Origin of the sequence: Marinobacterium sedimentorum (assembly GCF_024267675.1) — a bacterium.
GTDB classification, from domain to species: domain Bacteria; phylum Pseudomonadota; class Gammaproteobacteria; order Pseudomonadales; family Balneatricaceae; genus Marinobacterium_A; species Marinobacterium_A sedimentorum.
In genome coordinates this window covers 1-16,198 of the sequence record NZ_JALDYX010000045.1, presented here as the reverse complement: position 1 = coordinate 16,198, position 16,198 = coordinate 1, and the positions used below count along the sequence as shown (strand labels likewise).

18 protein-coding genes and 1 tRNA gene are annotated in these 16,198 nt (G+C 61.0%); 11 read left to right on the top strand and 8 right to left on the bottom strand.

Going from position 1 to position 16,198, the window contains the following annotated elements:
* Positions 1-54: 54 nt before the first annotated feature.
* Both MRS74_RS21885 and MRS74_RS21880 read right to left on the bottom strand, forming a co-directional pair.
* The gene (locus tag MRS74_RS21885; RefSeq protein WP_254582414.1) at positions 55-906 is read right to left on the bottom strand and encodes an alpha/beta fold hydrolase; all 852 of its coding nucleotides are present in this window, start codon (positions 904-906) and stop codon (positions 55-57) included.
* A 101-nt stretch (positions 907-1,007) separates the two neighbouring features.
* The gene (locus MRS74_RS21880) at positions 1,008-1,367 is read right to left on the bottom strand and encodes a PilZ domain-containing protein (RefSeq protein WP_254582413.1); all 360 of its coding nucleotides are present in this window, start codon (positions 1,365-1,367) and stop codon (positions 1,008-1,010) included.
* Positions 1,368-1,576: 209 nt separating this feature from the next.
* Between MRS74_RS21880 and MRS74_RS21875 the strand changes: the two genes are divergently transcribed.
* The 6 genes from MRS74_RS21875 (at position 1,577) to MRS74_RS21850 (ending at position 7,848) form a co-directional block, all read left to right on the top strand.
* Positions 1,577-2,959, top strand: coding sequence for a class II fumarate hydratase (locus MRS74_RS21875; RefSeq protein WP_254582412.1), 1,383 nt, complete (start codon positions 1,577-1,579; stop codon positions 2,957-2,959).
* A 167-nt stretch (positions 2,960-3,126) separates the two neighbouring features.
* Positions 3,127-4,329 carry a succinyldiaminopimelate transaminase gene (gene dapC, locus MRS74_RS21870; RefSeq protein ID WP_254582411.1) on the top strand — a complete coding sequence of 401 codons (1,203 nt, stop codon included), beginning with the start codon at positions 3,127-3,129 and terminating at the stop codon, positions 4,327-4,329.
* Positions 4,330-4,345: 16 nt separating this feature from the next.
* Complete coding sequence (locus MRS74_RS21865) at positions 4,346-4,693, top strand: ArsC family reductase (protein ID WP_254582410.1); 348 nt, start codon at positions 4,346-4,348, stop codon at positions 4,691-4,693.
* Between the two features lie 44 nt (positions 4,694-4,737).
* Positions 4,738-5,769: a 2,3,4,5-tetrahydropyridine-2,6-dicarboxylate N-succinyltransferase gene (gene dapD, locus MRS74_RS21860; RefSeq protein WP_254582409.1), complete on the top strand. Its 1,032-nt coding sequence runs from the start codon at positions 4,738-4,740 to the stop codon at positions 5,767-5,769.
* Positions 5,770-5,875: 106 nt separating this feature from the next.
* A complete protein-coding gene (gene dapE, locus MRS74_RS21855) occupies positions 5,876-7,015 on the top strand; it encodes a succinyl-diaminopimelate desuccinylase (RefSeq protein ID WP_254582408.1) in 1,140 nt (379 codons plus the stop codon).
* The gene (locus tag MRS74_RS21850) at positions 7,012-7,848 is read left to right on the top strand and encodes a putative RNA methyltransferase (RefSeq protein WP_254582407.1); all 837 of its coding nucleotides are present in this window, start codon (positions 7,012-7,014) and stop codon (positions 7,846-7,848) included. The genes dapE and MRS74_RS21850 overlap by 4 nt, the downstream gene beginning before the upstream one ends.
* 65 nt (positions 7,849-7,913) lie before the next feature.
* Here the strand turns inward: MRS74_RS21850 and MRS74_RS21845 are convergent, their stop codons facing one another.
* Positions 7,914-8,117, bottom strand: coding sequence for a hypothetical protein (locus MRS74_RS21845; protein ID WP_254582406.1), 204 nt, complete (start codon positions 8,115-8,117; stop codon positions 7,914-7,916).
* On the opposite strand from MRS74_RS21845, the gene MRS74_RS21840 reads away from it, so the two are divergent.
* Positions 8,116-8,502 carry a hypothetical protein gene (locus MRS74_RS21840; RefSeq protein ID WP_254582405.1) on the top strand — a complete coding sequence of 129 codons (387 nt, stop codon included), beginning with the start codon at positions 8,116-8,118 and terminating at the stop codon, positions 8,500-8,502. The genes MRS74_RS21845 and MRS74_RS21840 overlap by 2 nt on opposite strands.
* The gene (locus MRS74_RS21835) at positions 8,487-9,329 is read left to right on the top strand and encodes a tetratricopeptide repeat protein (protein WP_254582404.1); all 843 of its coding nucleotides are present in this window, start codon (positions 8,487-8,489) and stop codon (positions 9,327-9,329) included. Before MRS74_RS21840 ends, MRS74_RS21835 begins: the two co-directional genes overlap by 16 nt.
* A gap of 131 nt (positions 9,330-9,460) precedes the next feature.
* Here MRS74_RS21835 and MRS74_RS21830 read toward each other — a convergent pair whose 3' ends face one another.
* From MRS74_RS21830 to MRS74_RS21820, 3 genes are all read right to left on the bottom strand, one after another.
* Entirely contained in the window at positions 9,461-10,351 is an 891-nt protein-coding gene (locus tag MRS74_RS21830) for a hypothetical protein (protein WP_254582403.1), read from the bottom strand.
* 288 nt (positions 10,352-10,639) lie between these two features.
* Positions 10,640-11,521, bottom strand: coding sequence for a DMT family transporter (locus MRS74_RS21825; protein ID WP_254582402.1), 882 nt, complete (start codon positions 11,519-11,521; stop codon positions 10,640-10,642).
* Between the two features lie 100 nt (positions 11,522-11,621).
* Positions 11,622-12,038, bottom strand: coding sequence for a hypothetical protein (locus MRS74_RS21820; protein WP_254582401.1), 417 nt, complete (start codon positions 12,036-12,038; stop codon positions 11,622-11,624).
* 454 nt (positions 12,039-12,492) lie between these two features.
* On the opposite strand from MRS74_RS21820, the gene sorT reads away from it, so the two are divergent.
* The 3 genes from sorT (at position 12,493) to greB (ending at position 14,801) form a co-directional block, all read left to right on the top strand.
* Positions 12,493-13,719 (top strand): SorT family sulfite dehydrogenase catalytic subunit, encoded by a 1,227-nt coding sequence (sorT, locus tag MRS74_RS21815; protein WP_254582400.1) that lies wholly within the window; start codon positions 12,493-12,495, stop codon positions 13,717-13,719.
* A 69-nt stretch (positions 13,720-13,788) separates the two neighbouring features.
* Entirely contained in the window at positions 13,789-14,103 is a 315-nt protein-coding gene (gene sorU, locus MRS74_RS21810) for a SorU family sulfite dehydrogenase c-type cytochrome subunit (protein ID WP_254582399.1), read from the top strand.
* Between the two features lie 179 nt (positions 14,104-14,282).
* A complete protein-coding gene (greB, locus tag MRS74_RS21805) occupies positions 14,283-14,801 on the top strand; it encodes a transcription elongation factor GreB (RefSeq protein WP_254582398.1) in 519 nt (172 codons plus the stop codon).
* A gap of 25 nt (positions 14,802-14,826) precedes the next feature.
* Here the strand turns inward: greB and MRS74_RS21800 are convergent, their stop codons facing one another.
* Positions 14,827-15,852 carry a YbaY family lipoprotein gene (locus MRS74_RS21800; RefSeq protein ID WP_254582397.1) on the bottom strand — a complete coding sequence of 342 codons (1,026 nt, stop codon included), beginning with the start codon at positions 15,850-15,852 and terminating at the stop codon, positions 14,827-14,829.
* Positions 15,853-16,058: 206 nt separating this feature from the next.
* Positions 16,059-16,134 (bottom strand) — tRNA-Lys (locus tag MRS74_RS21795).
* Positions 16,135-16,198: the final 64 nt, after the last annotated feature.

Below are 16,198 nucleotides of genomic sequence, written 5' to 3'. Positions count from 1 at the left end.
GACTCCGCTTTCAACAGGGTGACAGGGCAACTGCTTGATCCGGGGCACATCCTTTCACAGGTGCTGATGGCTACGCAGCCAGGCCACCACGGCGTCAATCTGCTGAGCATCCATCAGCGACGGAGCATGGCCAATGCCCGGCAGGCTGAGCAGCTGCATGGCGGGGTTCGCCGCCTCCATGCGCACCACCGTATCGGCCAGCAGTACATCCGATTCCTCGCCCCAGATCAGCATCTGCGGACAGGTGATCTGCTGCCACAGCGCCCACAGATCCACATCCTCGTCGCTGCTCAGACGCAGGTTCTCGGCGATGGCAGGGTCATAGTGCAGTGCCAGGGAGCCGTCCGCCAGCACGCGGGTGCTGGTCTGCGCCAGACGACGCCACTGGCTGGCACTGAGATGGCCCAGCGCCGCATAGGTCTGGCGCAGCCAGGCCTCACAGGCTTCGATGCTGTCAAAACTGCGATCTTCCAGATAGGCGGCGATGCGCTGCAGTGCCGCCCTGGGTACAAAGGGGCCTATGTCATTCAGCAGCAGCGAGCGAATGGGGCTGTTGGGCAGTGCCGCCAGACAGATGCCGATCAGGCCACCCATGGAGGTGCCGACCCAGTCGACCTTGTCGACATCCAGCCGTGCCAGCAGGGTGACCATGTCATTCATGTACTGCGGAATCTGATAGGCCGCCGGCGGACTCAGCCAGTCGCTCTGGCCCCGTCCGGCGATATCGGGGCACACCACGCGATAGTCCCGCGCCAGCGCCTGTGCCAGGTCGTCAAAATCACGGCTGTTGCGTGCCAGACCATGAACACAGACCACCACGCGGTCGTTTTCGGCACTGCCCCACTCGTGATACACCAGCCGATGAAAACCTGTGCCGCTCAGCGCCTTGATTGATCCTGTCCGCATTGCCTGTTTCTCCCTTGCCGACCAGGGCCTGTGCGTACAGGGCCCCCATGCTCACGATTCATCCCCGGGTACGTTAGCATGATCCCAATGACAGCAACATCTCAGTTCATGTGCGCCTCGATATAGTGACTCAGCAGGCCCTGACTGGCGTTTGGGATACTGAGAATTTTCATGCCGACCTGAAAACAGTCCTGTGCCAGTCGCCGACTGTGGATAATCCGGCAATGACAGTGCACGGACTCCTGCTCGAGCCCGAAATGCAGGTTCAGCTCCAGCGGCGCACCGGATGCTAACCCCAGACGCGCGCCCAGCAGGGCCTCCAGTTCGGCATTACCTTCGACCAGCACCCCGCTGAGGCTCAGGTGAATCACCCGCACATCCAGACAGTCGCCGCGAAAAGGTTCCAGTTCTGCCGGCAGGTCTACCTTCACCCTGGGGTGCAGCCGCATATCAACATTCATGGTGCTATCCTCTGTGGTCTTCAATCCTGCGCCGGGAAACGGCAGGCAGCGGCCCGCGCTGTGCTTTCATCCCCGCGAACTCGTGATCCGCGAACTATAACGCGAACCATAGCTCGCACTATAGTTAGGTATAGCAGCAGCACCTGCCGCGGGCATGACCGGCCCGCCCGGCATCATTCGCACCCGGCACATCAGCAAGGAGAACTTCCATGAGCCAGTTCCGTTCTGAGCAAGACAGCATGGGCACACTGCAGGTGCCGGCCGACGCCCTCTATGGCGCCCAGACCCAGCGCGCTGTGGATAACTTTCCGATCAGCGGCCTGACCCTGCCCGTGCCCTTTATTCGCGCCCTGGGCCTGATCAAGGCCGCCGCTGCCCAGTGCAACGTCGAGCTGGGGCTGCTGAACGCCGAAACCGGCTCCGCCATACGCCAGGCCGCCATGGAAATTGCCGCCGGCAAGCACCTGCAGCAGTTCCCGGTGGATGTATTCCAGACCGGCTCGGGCACCAGCTCCAACATGAACGCCAATGAGGTTATCGCCCACCTTGCAAGCGGCTACTGCGGACAGCCCGTGGACCCCAACGATCATGTCAACATGGGGCAAAGCTCCAATGACGTCATTCCCACCGCCATTCATCTGAGCGCAGCCCTGGTGCTGGATGAGTCCCTACTGCCGGCACTGCACCACCTGCAAGTCAGTATCGACAGCAAGGCGCACAGCCTGAAAGGCCTGATCAAGACCGGGCGCACCCATCTGATGGACGCCATGCCGGTGCAGCTGTCGCAGTCTATGTCGGGCTGGTCGGGGCAGATACAGCTGGCAATTCGCAGACTGGAGGGCAGCCGTTCGCGCCTGCATCAGCTCGCCCAGGGCGGCTCGGCCGTAGGCACCGGCATCAATGTGCACCCGGAATTCAGCGCCCGTTTTGCAAAAAATATCAGCGCACTGTCCGGGCTCACGCTGCAACCGGCCGACAACCTCTTCTGCGCCCTTGCCTGCCAGGACACGGCGGTGGAAGTGTCTGGCCAGCTCAAGGCACTGGCCTGTGCGCTGCTGAAAATCGCCAATGATCTGCGCTGGATGAACTCAGGCCCGCTGGCGGGTCTGGGCGAGATTGAACTGCAGGCATTGCAGCCGGGCTCCTCGATCATGCCAGGCAAGGTCAACCCGGTGATTCCGGAGGCCGTGATGATGGTTGCAGCCCAGGTCATCGGCAATGATGCCGCCATCACCGTAGGGGGGCAACACGGCAACTTCGAGCTCAACGTCATGCTGCCACTCATTGCCCACAACCTGCTGCAAAGCGAGACACTGCTGGCCAGCGCTGCCCGCCAGCTGGCCGACAAGGCGATTGCGACCTTCAGGGTCAACGAGAGCAACATCAGTGCAGCGCTGGCGCGCAACCCTATCCTGGTAACGGCCCTGAACCCCATCATCGGCTACCAGAAGGCCGCCGCCATCGCCAAGCAGGCCTATGCCCAGGGACGCCCCGTCGTTGATGTGGCGGCTGAAGTCACCGGCATGAGTCACGCCGAACTGGCACAGCTACTGGAGCCCGCACGCCTGACCCAGGGTGGCATTCAGGGCTGAATTCAGTGCGGGGCCGGGCGCTATTGGCGCCGCCCTGATCATGAAATCCACTTGTGTCGTTACAGGGCTTAATCGCCGGGGCCAGATTCGCTATAATCCCGTACCATTTTTTAATCCATTGCCCGGCCCATTCCAAAGCCGTAACAGCAGCAGGGACATTATTTGCCATGAATCGGGATCTCGACAAGCTTCAGCCCTACCCGTTCGAAAAGCTGGCCACCCTGAAGGCGCAGGTCACACCGCCCGCAGACAAGGCCCATATCGCCCTGTCCATCGGCGAACCCAAGCACCCGTCGCCGGCCTTCGTCGCCAAGGCGCTGACCGACAACATCGGCTACCTGGCAAATTACCCGACCACCGCCGGGCTGCCGGAACTGCGCCAGACCATTGCCGACTGGTGCAGCCACCGCTTCGGGCTGGCCGCCGGCAGCCTGAGCGCCGAGCGCAATGTGATCCCGGTGAACGGTACCCGCGAAGCCATCTTCGCCTTTACCCAGGCGGCTGTAGAGCGCAAGGCCGATGCCCTGGTGCTGTCGCCCAACCCCTTCTACCAGATCTACGAAGGTGCAGCCTATCTGGCCGGCGCCGAGCCGCTGTTTCTGAACTGCGATGCCGAGCGCAACTTCATTCCGGACTTCGATGCCGTGTCGGCCGACGTCTGGCAGCGCTGCCAGCTGCTGTTCCTGTGCTCGCCGGGCAACCCCACAGGCACCGTGATCGGTCGTGAGGTGCTGGCCAGGCTGATCGCCCTGTCGGACAAGTACGACTTCATCATCGCCTCGGACGAATGCTATTCGGAGATCTATTTCGACGAAGCCGAGCCACCGGTAGGTCTGCTGCAGGTCTGCGCGGAGCTTGGCCGGGACGACTACCGCAACTGCGTGGTTTTCCACAGCCTGTCCAAGCGCTCCAACCTGCCGGGACTGCGCTCGGGCTTCATTGCCGGCGATGCCGCCCTGATGATGCCCTTCCTCAGCTACCGCACCTACCACGGCAGTTCCATGCCGGTGCAGCATCAGCTGGCCTCCATCGCCGCCTGGAAGGACGAAGCCCATGTGCTGGAAAACCGCGACAAGTATCGCGAAAAGTTCAGCAAGGTCATCGAGATTCTCGCCCCTGTGATGGATGTGCGCATGCCGGATGCCGGCTTCTACCTCTGGGCGCCCACGCCCATCGAGGACGACCGTTTCGCCCAGGGCCTGTTCGAGCAGCAGAATGTCACCGTGCTGCCGGGGCGCTACCTGTCCCGTGAAGCCGATGGCCGCCTGCCGGGCGCGGGCTTCGTGCGCATGGCACTGGTCGCCACGGTTGAGGAATGTGTTGAAGCCGCGTTGCGTATCCGCGCCTACGTCGAAAGCCTGAACGCCTGAAGAAACCGGAGCCCGCATGATCTGCCTGTACGGAATCAAAAACTGCGACACCATCAAGAAAGCCCGCAACTGGCTTGAAAGCAACGGCATCGACTACCGCTTTCACGATTATCGCAGCGACGGTCTGGAGCGCGCCCAGCTGGAAAGCTGGGCGCAAGAGCTGGGCTGGGAAGCGCTGCTGAACAAGCGTGGCACTACCTGGCGCGCCCAGCCGGAGGCGGTCAAGGACAACATTGATGCCGCCAGTGCCATCGCCCTGATGCTGCAGCAGCCGGCCATGATCAAGCGGCCGCTGCTCGACACAGGCCCGGCACGACACCTGGGTTTCAAGGCCGCCGACTACGCGACCTGGCTGCAGGGCTGAGCCCGCACCCCCTACGATTTTTCAAACGATTACGGAGTAACAGCATGACAAATTTTGCATTCGGCCTGGGTATTGGCACCAAATCCGCCAGCGGTGAATGGCTGGAGGTGTACTACAACGCCCCGCTGCTCAATGCCTCGGCCGAGCTGATCAGCGCCATTGGCAGCTCCGTAGGCTATAGCGGCGGCAACCAGACGCTGGAAATCGAACAGTCGCAGCTCAAGGCCCTGGAAGCGGCCTTCCTGTCAGTCGATGCCGAAGACCAGGCCGAAATTGTCGAGGTTCTCGAAGGCACGCGCCAGCCGCTGGTACTCTGCATTCTGGAAACCGACGCAGAGCCCGCCACCACTGCCGAGGTTTATCTCAAGCTGAGCCTGCTGTCACACCGTCTGGTCAAGCCCCACGGTCTGAACCTGGCCGGCATGTTCGGCAAGCTGCCCAACGTCGCCTGGACCACTGAAGGCGCCATCGCCCTGGACGAGCTGCCCAAGCGCCAGCTGGCCGCCCGCGCCCAGGGTCGCGTGCTGGATGTGCACTCCGTGGACAAATTCCCCAAGATGACCAACTACGTGGTACCGGCCGGTATCCGAGTGGGCGACGCCGCGCGTATTCGTCTGGGTGCCCACGTGGGCGAAGGCACCACCGTCATGCACGAAGGCTTCATCAACTTCAACGCCGGCACCCTGGGTGTCTCCATGGTTGAAGGCCGCATCTCGGCCGGCGTTGTGGTCGGCAATGGTTCGGATCTGGGTGGCGGCTGCTCCACCATGGGTACGCTGTCCGGCGGCAACAACGTGGTTATTTCCGTGGGCGAAAACTGCCTGCTGGGCGCCAATGCCGGCCTCGGGCTGCCCCTGGGAGACCGCTGCACCATCGAAGCGGGCCTGTACCTGACCGGCAGCTCCAAAGTCGCCCTGCTGGACGACCAGAACAACGAAGTTGCCGTGCTCAAGGCATCGGAACTGGCCGGCAAGCCGGACATGCTGTTCCGCCGCAACTCGCTCACCGGCCGCATCGAGGCCAAGACCAACAAGAGCGCCATCGAACTGAACGCCGAGCTGCACAAGCACAACTAAGGCCCGCCCTGCAGCACAGCACCAGTGGTCAGGCTCTGCCCACCGGTGCTGTGTTTCTGTCGTCAGACCTGATGCTATCCCCCTTCGATTCCGGACCCAGACTGCCATGACCCAATTGTCACCGACCCTCCAGCTCGCCAGCGACCTCATCAGCCGCGCCTCCGTGACCCCCGAGGACGCGGGCTGTCAGGAACTGATGATTGCCCGTCTTGAAGCCATAGGGTTCAAAATCGAGCGTCTGCATTTTGAAGACACTCTGAATTTCTGGGCGCGCCGTGGCGACACGGGCCCCGTACTCTGCTTTGCCGGCCATACCGATGTGGTGCCCACAGGCCCGGTGGAACAGTGGCAGTTCCCGCCGTTTGAACCGCAGATCAGCGAAGGCATGCTGTGCGGCCGCGGTGCGGCGGACATGAAAGGCAGCCTGGCCGCCTTCGTCACCGCGCTGGAGCGCTTTGTCCACAACCACCCGGATCACAAGGGCTCCCTCGCCCTGCTGATCACCAGCGACGAAGAAGGCCCCTTCATTAACGGCACCACCCGGGTTATCGACCACCTGGAAGCCCGCAATGAAAAGATCACCTGGTGCATCGTTGGCGAACCCTCCAGCACCAGCAAGGTCGGCGATGTTATCAAAAATGGTCGCCGCGGCTCCCTCAGCGGCAGCCTGAAAGTCCAGGGCGTGCAGGGCCACGTGGCCTACCCGCACCTGGTGAAAAACCCGATCCACCTGGCAGCCCCTGCGCTGGCGGAGCTGGCGGCTGAAATCTGGGATCAGGGCAATGAATTTTTCCCGCCCACCAGCTTTCAGATTTCCAACATCAACGCCGGCACAGGTGCCACCAACGTGGTTCCGGGGCATATGGACGTGGCCTTCAATTTCCGCTTTTCAACCGAAGTCACCAGCGACGAGCTCAAGGCACGGGTGCGGGATATCCTCGACAAGCACCAGCTTGAGTGGGATATCGACTGGATTCTGTCCGGCAACCCCTTCCTGACCGCCGCAGGCGATCTGGTGGAAGCCTGCCAGCAGGCGATTCAGGCCATCACCGGGCTGGAAACAGAGCTGTCGACCTCCGGCGGCACCTCCGATGGCCGCTTTATTGCCCCCACCGGGGCTCAGGTGGTGGAACTCGGCCCCTGCAACGCCACCATCCACAAGCTGAACGAACGTGTCAGCGCCAAGGATCTGGATACGCTGTCGGATCTGTACGAAAACATCCTGGCACGACTGCTGGCCCAATGATGCAACTCGCCTGCCCGCTGTGCCGCGAACCGCTCGATGAACAGCCGCATCAGCTGCGCTGCAGCAATGGCCACAGCTACGACCAGGCCCGCCAGGGCTACTGGAACCTGCTGCTGGTGCAGCGCAAGCGCTCGCTGGACCCGGGCGACAATGCCGCCATGGTGCAGGCCAGACGCGCCTTTCTGGATCAGGGCCACTATGCGCCGCTGTCCGATCAGATCAACGGTTTGCTGAGCCAGGCGCTTGCCGGACAGAGCGCAGCTGTTGAGCTGCTGGACCTGGGCTGTGGCGAAGGCTACTACAGCGCCCGCATGGAACAGGCACTGCAGTGCGCCGGGATCGATATCGCCCTGACCGGGCTGGACATCTCCAAGCACGCTGTACGCACCGCCTGCCAGCGCAGCCGCACGGCACGCTGGCTGGTGGCGTCCGGTGCCGACATGCCGCTGCCGCCGGCCTCACTGGACGCCATCACGCTGCTGTTCAGCCGCCTGATGCCCGCCCCCATGGCCAGGGTCCTCAAGCCCGGCGGCCTGCTGTTGCTGGCCTGGCCCGGCGAGCAGCACCTGATTGAACTGCGCCGGCATATCTATGCCGACATCCGCCCCTCGGGCTACGACCCGCTGAGCCAGCTGAGCGAGTATTTCAGCCTGGAGCAGCAACAGGCGGTGCAGTATCGCTTCACACTGAGCGACAGCGACAGCATCCAGACACTGCTCGGCATGACGCCCCACAGCCAGCGACTGGCGGCACAGGCGCGGGCTGATCTGGCAGCACTGGCACAGCTGGAGCTGACGCTGGATGTCAATCTCGCCGTACTCAAGCGCCTGTGACAGCCTCAGCCATTAAACGCTGGCTATTGCGCCGCGCCGACAGGCCGCAACAAAACCTGCTACTTTTACTGCTCGGGTTCGGCCTTTTCGCCCCCGGCATTGGCCTGATCGTACTGGCCGAATTCCTGCTTGCCGCATCCTGGCAACAGGAACTGCTGGCGCTGCTCGGGTTGATCCTCAGTGTTGCGGGCAGCATACTGGCAGCCGTTGGCTATATCAGCCTGAGCCTGCTGCGCCTTTACCGATTCCTCAACGACGATCGAAACCATGACTGATCCACGCCACCCCGATATCGAGATCTACGTCAAGAACTGCTCCCTCGAGCAATTGGAAGAGTGGATTAAATCCCACAGCTCCGACCTCGAAAAACGCTTCAACCAAGGCCTGATCTATGAGTACAGCTGCACCATGGATACGGTTGTCGTAGAAGTCATGATCCACCAGAAGGTGGTCGGCAAGGCCTGGACCAGCGTCTGGTTCAAGTCCGACCGCACTCCCTGGGCCAAGGATCTGGATTGCGCGCTGGATGCTTTCGCCGCGCTTGCAACCGAGATTCGCTGCATCGCCGCCGGCTGGAGCAATGGCCAGGATCCCGATGAATGGTGGGAAATAACCACCGGTCAACCCGAGAAAATTCAATGGCGTACCGAATAGCACCCGCCGCTCGATCCCTGCTCTGTGCCGCCCTGCTGACACTGGCGGGCTGTGCCGCCCTGCCCCTGCCTGTCGGCACCCTGCCGGCAGACCCTGTGCGGGCCGAGCAACAGTACCGCGAAGGACTGAACTACACCCAGGGCGTCGGCGTCAGTCAGGATTACGCCCGTGGCATGCAGGCCTTCAAGCAGGCTGCACGCCTGGGTTCAGCCGATGCCGCCTACATGGCAGGCATGGGCTACCTGACCGGCAGAGGCGTGACAGCGGATGATGCCAGCGCGGCCCGCTGGCTCGAGATTGCCAACCGTGCCGGCCACACGCCGGCAACCTTCCAGCTGGCCAAACTCTACCTCAATGGCAAGGGGGTCGACCAGGACAGAGCCTGGGGTGCCCTGCTGCTGGGGCTCGCCGCGGCAGAAGGACATTCCCAGGCCATGCTGGAACTGGCCGTCTGCTACCGCGCCGGCATTGGCGTGCCGACGGATGCGGGTCTTGCCTGGTACTGGGCCGACCAGGCCGGGCGCAATGACAGCAACCCGCTGATACAAACCGTCAGCGCCAGGCTGTACCGGGACAGCAGCCCGGCCCAACGCCAGAACGCCAGCGCCCGTGCGACCTCCGCCCAAAAACGCCCGCTGGGCCTGGCCGGTGCAACCTACACCCAGCTGCAGCTGAAACAACAGGGATATAACCCGGGCCCTGCCGATGGCCTCTGGGGACCCTCCAGCAGCAGGGCGCTGGATGCATTTCGCAATGCTCACTCCCTGCCCACAGGCGGTGCACCCAACAATGCCGACATGCTGCGCCTGCGCGCCCTTGCCAACTGAGCAGTGGTTCCGGACAACAGGGCTGACCGACAATAAATGCGCCACAACAAAAAACAGCGCCCAAGGGCGCTGTTTTCACGACTGCAATTTACTGCTGCATAACCAAACCAGGGCTATACCACGACTTTTTGTTACAGCCCGATACCCAGCAGGGATTGCAGCTCGGCGACTACCTCATCAGGGACATCGTCCGCACTATCGTACTTGTTGGCCGCCGCAGCCAGTGACTCAGCTTCTGTCACCGCCGCCGCGTCAAGCTCGTCTTCAGCAAACAATTTCTCAGCTTCCAGTGTCGCGATTTCACCTTCAAGCGCTATAGCCTCAGTCTCAAGCTCAGCATTCGCTTCATTAATCTCACCCAGCTCGGCAGTCAGCCCGCTCAGTGTTAGCGTTTTATCGGCTATTTCCTGCTCATCAGCGACGGGATCCAGCAGTCCGATCTCTTCTGTCAACGTCATGATATCGGCTTCCAGAGCCGCCGTATCAGTGAATTCCAGCTCAGCCAGGTCAGCCCGCAAATCAGCCAGCTGGATATCAAGATCCGCAATTTGTGTACTCAGCTCACGTCCCGCCAGTACCGCCTGCTCATACTGGGCGATCAGGCCAACACGGGAGTTGGGATTGGCATTCAGGCGCGCATTGAGCGATGCATGGGCCGCATTCAGGCTACCCAGGGCGCTGGCGATAGCGCCATGGTTGTTACCCAGAGACTTGTGCTCGCTCTTTGCGCTTTTATCAGACTTGTCGAATTTGTCGGACTTGTCCGAGCGGGATGAAGCCTGGCTCTTGCCGTGACCCTGGCCGCCATCGCTGCTGTCAGAACTGCTGCTGTTACTGCCACTGTTGCCTTTGCCGCCGCCATTACCACCGCCATTACCACCGCCGTTGCCGCCACCTTCACCATTTTTGGCGAACACGCTTGAGCCGCTGCTCAGCCCAGTCACCGAATCCAGCACCGGCGGCATAACCAGCAGGGCCGCTGCCAGTGCAACACCGTTGAGGCTCAACATATTCAATTTCATTGTTATGTTTCTCCTTTTCACTGCGGCCCAGTGAAACAGCTTTTCCGGGCTTGAACCAGTGTCTCAAATCAGCGGCAAAGGCCGCACAGTGGCCCATTCGAGCCGCGAGTCACACCTGCTGCAACTGAAATCGCCTGCGAAGTCCGCGCCAAGCGCGGGTCAGCAGAACAACTATGTTGTGCCAACAGGCTTTATTGCACATCCTACTGTAACCCTAATGAGCAACTATTCAACTAAACAAACGCGATCTTGTTTCTATATTTCGACAACTGCAGCGAATACGACACCTCAACGACGCCGGAACTGCTGCAAGATCACACCGCCGATAATCAGTCCCAACCCTGGGTAGACCGATGGATGAATCGACTCGCCCAGCACCTGGGCGATGAATATCAGTGACAGAAACGGCGACAGGAAGATCAGATTGCCGATGCGACCGGCATGGGTCGCGGTTTTTAGCGCCGAGAGCCAGAGCATAAAGGTAATGCCCATTTCAAACAGGCCCACATAGACTGCCGCCCCCACGCCGCTCCAGCCTGCCGGCACACCATCGCTAAACCAGGCGGTGACAAGCACCCAGGGCAACCCGGTAAGAAAGCACAGCAACAAGCCCACCACAGGCGCATCGTCACTGCGTGCGTTATAGATCCAGTACAGCGCCCAGAGCACGGTGCTGCCCAGCGCCAGTGACACCCCCAGCGGACTGTCGAACTGCAGCGACAGAATATCACCACGGGTGGCGATCACCAGTACCCCGACATAGCCCAGCAGCATGGCCAGAAAGTCGCGCCCATGCAGACGCTGCCCCAGCAGTGGCACCGCCAGCAGGGACAGGGTCAGCGCCCAGGTATAGTTAAGCGGCTGTGCCTGCTGCGCCGGCAATAGGTCATACGCCTTGAACAACACCAGGTAATAGAAGAACGGATTCAGGAATCCCAGGCCCAGATAACGCCAGCGGTTGTTCCGCCAGGCAAGTGCCAGCTCGCCCCAGCGCCGCTGAATGCTGACCGCGACGACCAGCACCAGGGTCGACACCATCGAGGCAACCGCCAGCAGCTGCAAAGGCGTGAGATGCGCCAGCGCCAGCTTGAACGCGGTGGCCACCGTCGACCATAGCAGGACAGCGCCCAACCCCAATACCAGCGCCCGTCCCTGTGACTTTGTACTCATGCGTGCCTCACTCCCTTGATTCAGACTATACGCTAGCAGCCTGACGGGCAGTCTAAACGGGATCAGCACAGAAGCAAATTCAACATGCGCCGGACGGGACTCAGGCGGATAACTGCACGCGGGATCCGGCGATCTGATCAAGCATCAGGCGGCCACTGGACAGCAGCGCCACCTGCTCAAACTGATCCTGCGCCTGGCGTACCTGGCCCGGTGTGCGGGCAGCGGTGTCCAGATAACTGCGCAGCATCGCAAAGTCGCCGGTCTGACGCTCTGTGACCGCCTGGTTCAACTGCCCGGTTAGTTCAGGCGTATACAGGGCATTGGGGTCGGGGAAACCTGGCTGCGCCGGCAAAGATGCCTCGACCAACGGCTGGGCCGGTAACGCGCGGTACTGCAGTTGATTGACCGAAATCAGGCTCAGCAGCAACGAGAACGCGGCGCCATTGCCCGCCTGCACCGCCGGCGCAAGGCCGCAGGTGTAGGTTTCGATACGGTTCTGAATCGGGTCTGTATACATGGGGTATCAAACGGCTGCTGGTAAATCCTGTATCGGCCAGAGCACCGAATGCTTTAGCGGCAAGTCACAGTGGCTCCAATCACAATTGCCAAGTGGACCTTCCAGTCGACAGCGCACCACCCTATAAAGTGAGACTCTATTCCGAAATACAAAAATTAACTTTCAGCGGGAATAAGTCAGGGCTTGATGACGCCCCAGGATAAAAGCTGCTACGGATCACGCCCGCCAAAAACAGCTATTTCAGTCCCTGACGCGCCCCTGGCACGACTTTGACCAGTTCACCAATATGATGGCGCCCTGCCCCAGCGCCGCGGGTTTATCCTCCAGCTAAGCTGCAAGTGACTGCGACTACAACTACAACTACAACTGTGAACCGGCTTCTCAATTCAGACGCTTGATGCGGACATCCGTGATATCCGTTTTGACAGCGAGACCAACAACAAAGGAATAAGCCATGTCGATATCCAAGAAAAACGCCAGCAGCGCTGCAGCGGCTGTCAGCCTGAGCCGTCGCAACCTGCTGGTCGGCAGCACCGGCGCCATAGCGTCAGTCGGCCTGATGGGCCTTGCCCCGCTGTCCCTCGCCGCAGAAGAGCCCAAGCCCACCCTGCCGGATTACGCCAGCTGGAAAGACAAAAACGCCGTAATTGTGCACAGCGCAAACACTCTGGAAACCCGCCGCGACGCTATTGCCAGCGGCGTGGTAACGCCCAGCAATCATCTTTATGTACGTAACAACCTGCCTGCCCCTGGCAACGAGATTGTGGCCGACCCTGATGCCTGGGAACTGCGTATAGAGGGCGTGAACAGCCCGGCCACCCTCACGCTGGGCGACCTGAAAAAGATTGGTATCGAATCGGTGACTGCAGTACTGCAATGCTCCGGCAATGGCCGGCAGTTTTTCACCCATGGCCCGAGCGGCACCCAGTGGGGCGTGGGCGCGGCCGGCTGCGTAGTCTGGACCGGCGTGCCGCTGCGTGATGTCGTAGCGAAACTCGGCGGCGTCAAGGAGGGCATGGAATACATCACCGGTACCGGCGGCGAAACGCTGCCAGCGGGCCTTGATCCCAAAACCATCATGGTTGAGCGCTCCATTCCGACCCGTGCACTTGATCAGGCCATTCTGGCCTGGGAACTCAACGACGAAGCCCTGCCCCTGACTCATGGCGGCCCGCTGCGTCTGGTCGTGCCGGGTTACTACGGCGTCAATAACGTCAAATACGTCAAGCAGGTCGCCTTTACCGAGACCCAGACCGACGCCAAGATTCAGGCATCCGGATACCGTATCCGTGACATTGGCGTTAAAGGCGCGCCGGACCAGCCGTCCATGTGGGAAATGCCGGTTAAATCCTGGGTAACTACGCCGCTGGAAAAGGCCACCAGCGGACGCAACATGATCCACGGTGTCGCCTTTGGTGGCAATAACCCGCTCGACAAGGTCGAAGTCTCCATTGATGGCGGCAGCAACTGGCTTGAGGCTCGCCTGCTTGGGCCGGATATGGGCCGCTTTGCATGGCGCCCCTTCGTACTTGCCATCGACCTGGCGCCGGGTGAATACCGCATTGTCAGCCGAGCTACCGATGCCGAGGGTAACGCCCAGCCGCAGGAGCGGACCGAGAACGAACGCGGCTACGGCAACGCCAGCTGGGGCGATCATGGCGTAAGCGTGACCGTCAGTTAAAAACCTGCAGCCGCAGCGGACACTTGAAACACTGCGGCTATTCCAGACAGCAACACGAGTAACTTAAGCATGCGCATGATATTGACCCTGGCCACCTGCGCCAGCCTGATGTCCGGCCCCATCCTGGCGGGTGATCTGTTCGACCAGGGCAAGGCAGTCTTTCAGCAGCTGGCGCAGCCATCCTGCAGCCTTTGCCATACCCTGAATGACGCCGGCTCCAGTGGCGAAATCGGCCCCAAGCTGGATGATCTGAAACCCACCGTCGAGCAGGTCACCAATGCGGTGAGCGGGGGCGTTGGCATCATGCCTGCGTTTGAAGAGACCCTGTCGGCGGAACAGATCAAGGCTGTGGCACATTACGTTTCCACCGCCAGCCGCCAGTAGCAACGCAAACGCACCTCCGGCGGCCAGGCACCCGCGGTCGGGCCCTGGGTCGCCCGAGCCTCTTGCCATGGCAACGCCACTCGAGGCAGTCTCTTTTCGACCCGCATCAGGCTACAATTCGGGGCTCATCCGCCACCTTGCACCTGAGGATCTGTCTTGAAAATACCAGGAACGCCCGCATGAGCCGATGGCGCCCAGCCCAGCCCCGCAGCGCCTCGTACATCACCGCCGAAGGCTATCAGAAGCTCAACGAAGAACTGAAATACCTGTGGCGCGTCAAGCGACCGGCCGTTACCGAGTCGGTGCGCGAAGCCGCCGCCCAGGGTGATCGCTCCGAGAACGCCGAATATATCTACGGCAAGAAGCAGCTGCGCGAAATTGACCGCCGCGTGCGCTACCTCTCCAAGCGCCTGGATGACATGACGGTGGTTGATCGCATTCCTGAGGACCAGAACTGCATTTTCTTCGGCGCCTGGGTAACCCTGGCCGATGAAGACGACCAGTCCCGCCGCTATCGTATTGTCGGTGCCGACGAGATTGATGGCGCCCAGGGCTACATCAGCGTCGACTCGCCGCTGGCACGCCTGCTGCTGAAAAAATCTGTCGGCGACGAAGTCTCACTGCAAAAACCGGACGGCAGTGAAGTCTGGTACGAAGTCATTAAAGTGGAATACCAGGCCTACGACACCAATCTCTGAGGCTGCCCCGGGCCAGAATCGCCTGCTAACGCGCAGTTGACAGATAGCGGCCACAGCCGAAATATTCCTGCCCATCGAGCTGCACTCGCACCCGGGCCTCGAAGGCCGCACCGCTCATGCTGTCCTGGCAGCCCTTGGGCTCAATATCCAGCTGCACCTCATGTGCCTTTGTCTGGATCGAATAACGCACGACGCCGCCCTCAAAGCGCGGCGCTGGCGCCGGCAGGTAAAGACTGCGCTCGCCGTAGTCGGTCACCAGGCGAATATCCTTGCCCTCGTCCACTTCAAGCAACCAGCCAGGCTCATTGCCCAGCCCCCGAAAGTCGATACCGCGGTAGGCCGCATCCGCCCAGGGCACCTTGGCCGCATTGCTATGGCACTTGGCATAGCGCTGGCCATCGATTTCCAGCAACGCCGTTTCGCCCTGGGTCCAGAACAGCCGCCCCTCGCCCTCATAACGTACGCCAGAGGCACTGGGTACCTGTTCAAGCACGCTTTCCGAGCCCTGAACCAGCAGGGTCAGCTTGCCAGGCTCGGTATGCATGACTGCATCAAGCTCGCCACATTCGTAGACATAGGTTCGCGCCGCCTCGACGATAGCCTCAGCAGGCGGTTGCTCGACCGCCTCTCGCGGCGCCGACCGCAACACCAGAGTCAGCCCTCGGCTGGGTTGATTGCTGCCCAGAATGCCGTGAAAGCCAGTGGTGACCCAGAGCAAGCTCCCGTCCGCGGCACGGATTTCCGCCCGCAGCGCGTAGCGGTGTCGGGGCTCAATGATTGCAGGGTCATAGCTCAGCCGAAAGGGAATAGGCACATTGGTGGCGGACTCAATGGTTTGCTCGGCCAGCAGCACCGATAGCGCATCGGCCCTGCTCACATCTTCCAGCCAGACCCGAGTCCTGCTGCCCGGCGGCAATGCGATGCGCTCACGATAGGTCACTTCACCACTTATCTGCGCCGCACTCCCCTCTTTAACCCACTGGCCACACCCCTGCAGCAGCCAGGTGAGCAGCAGCACCCCCAAAACACGCACAAAATTTTCCTTTCGCAAGGCCATCCCCTTAACCCTATCACTCGCTAATTTGACAATGTCTGACCCACGCCAGGCGGCCTGGTTCCACCCGCAGACAGGCAACAACAGGCGACGACTGAAAAAACAGACAGAACGCAGAAAAGACTCAATCAAGAGTCGTCACTAAAAAATATAAGGATAGGATATTACAGAATCCGGGAACCTTCCCTCAGCAGGAGGAAAAGTGGTGGGTCGTATAGGGCTCGAACCTATGACCAATTGATTAAGAGTCAACTGCTCTACCAACTGAGCTAACGACCCATAAAGGGCAAAACTGGTGGGTCGTATAGGATTCGAACCTATGACCAATTGGTTAAAAGCCAAC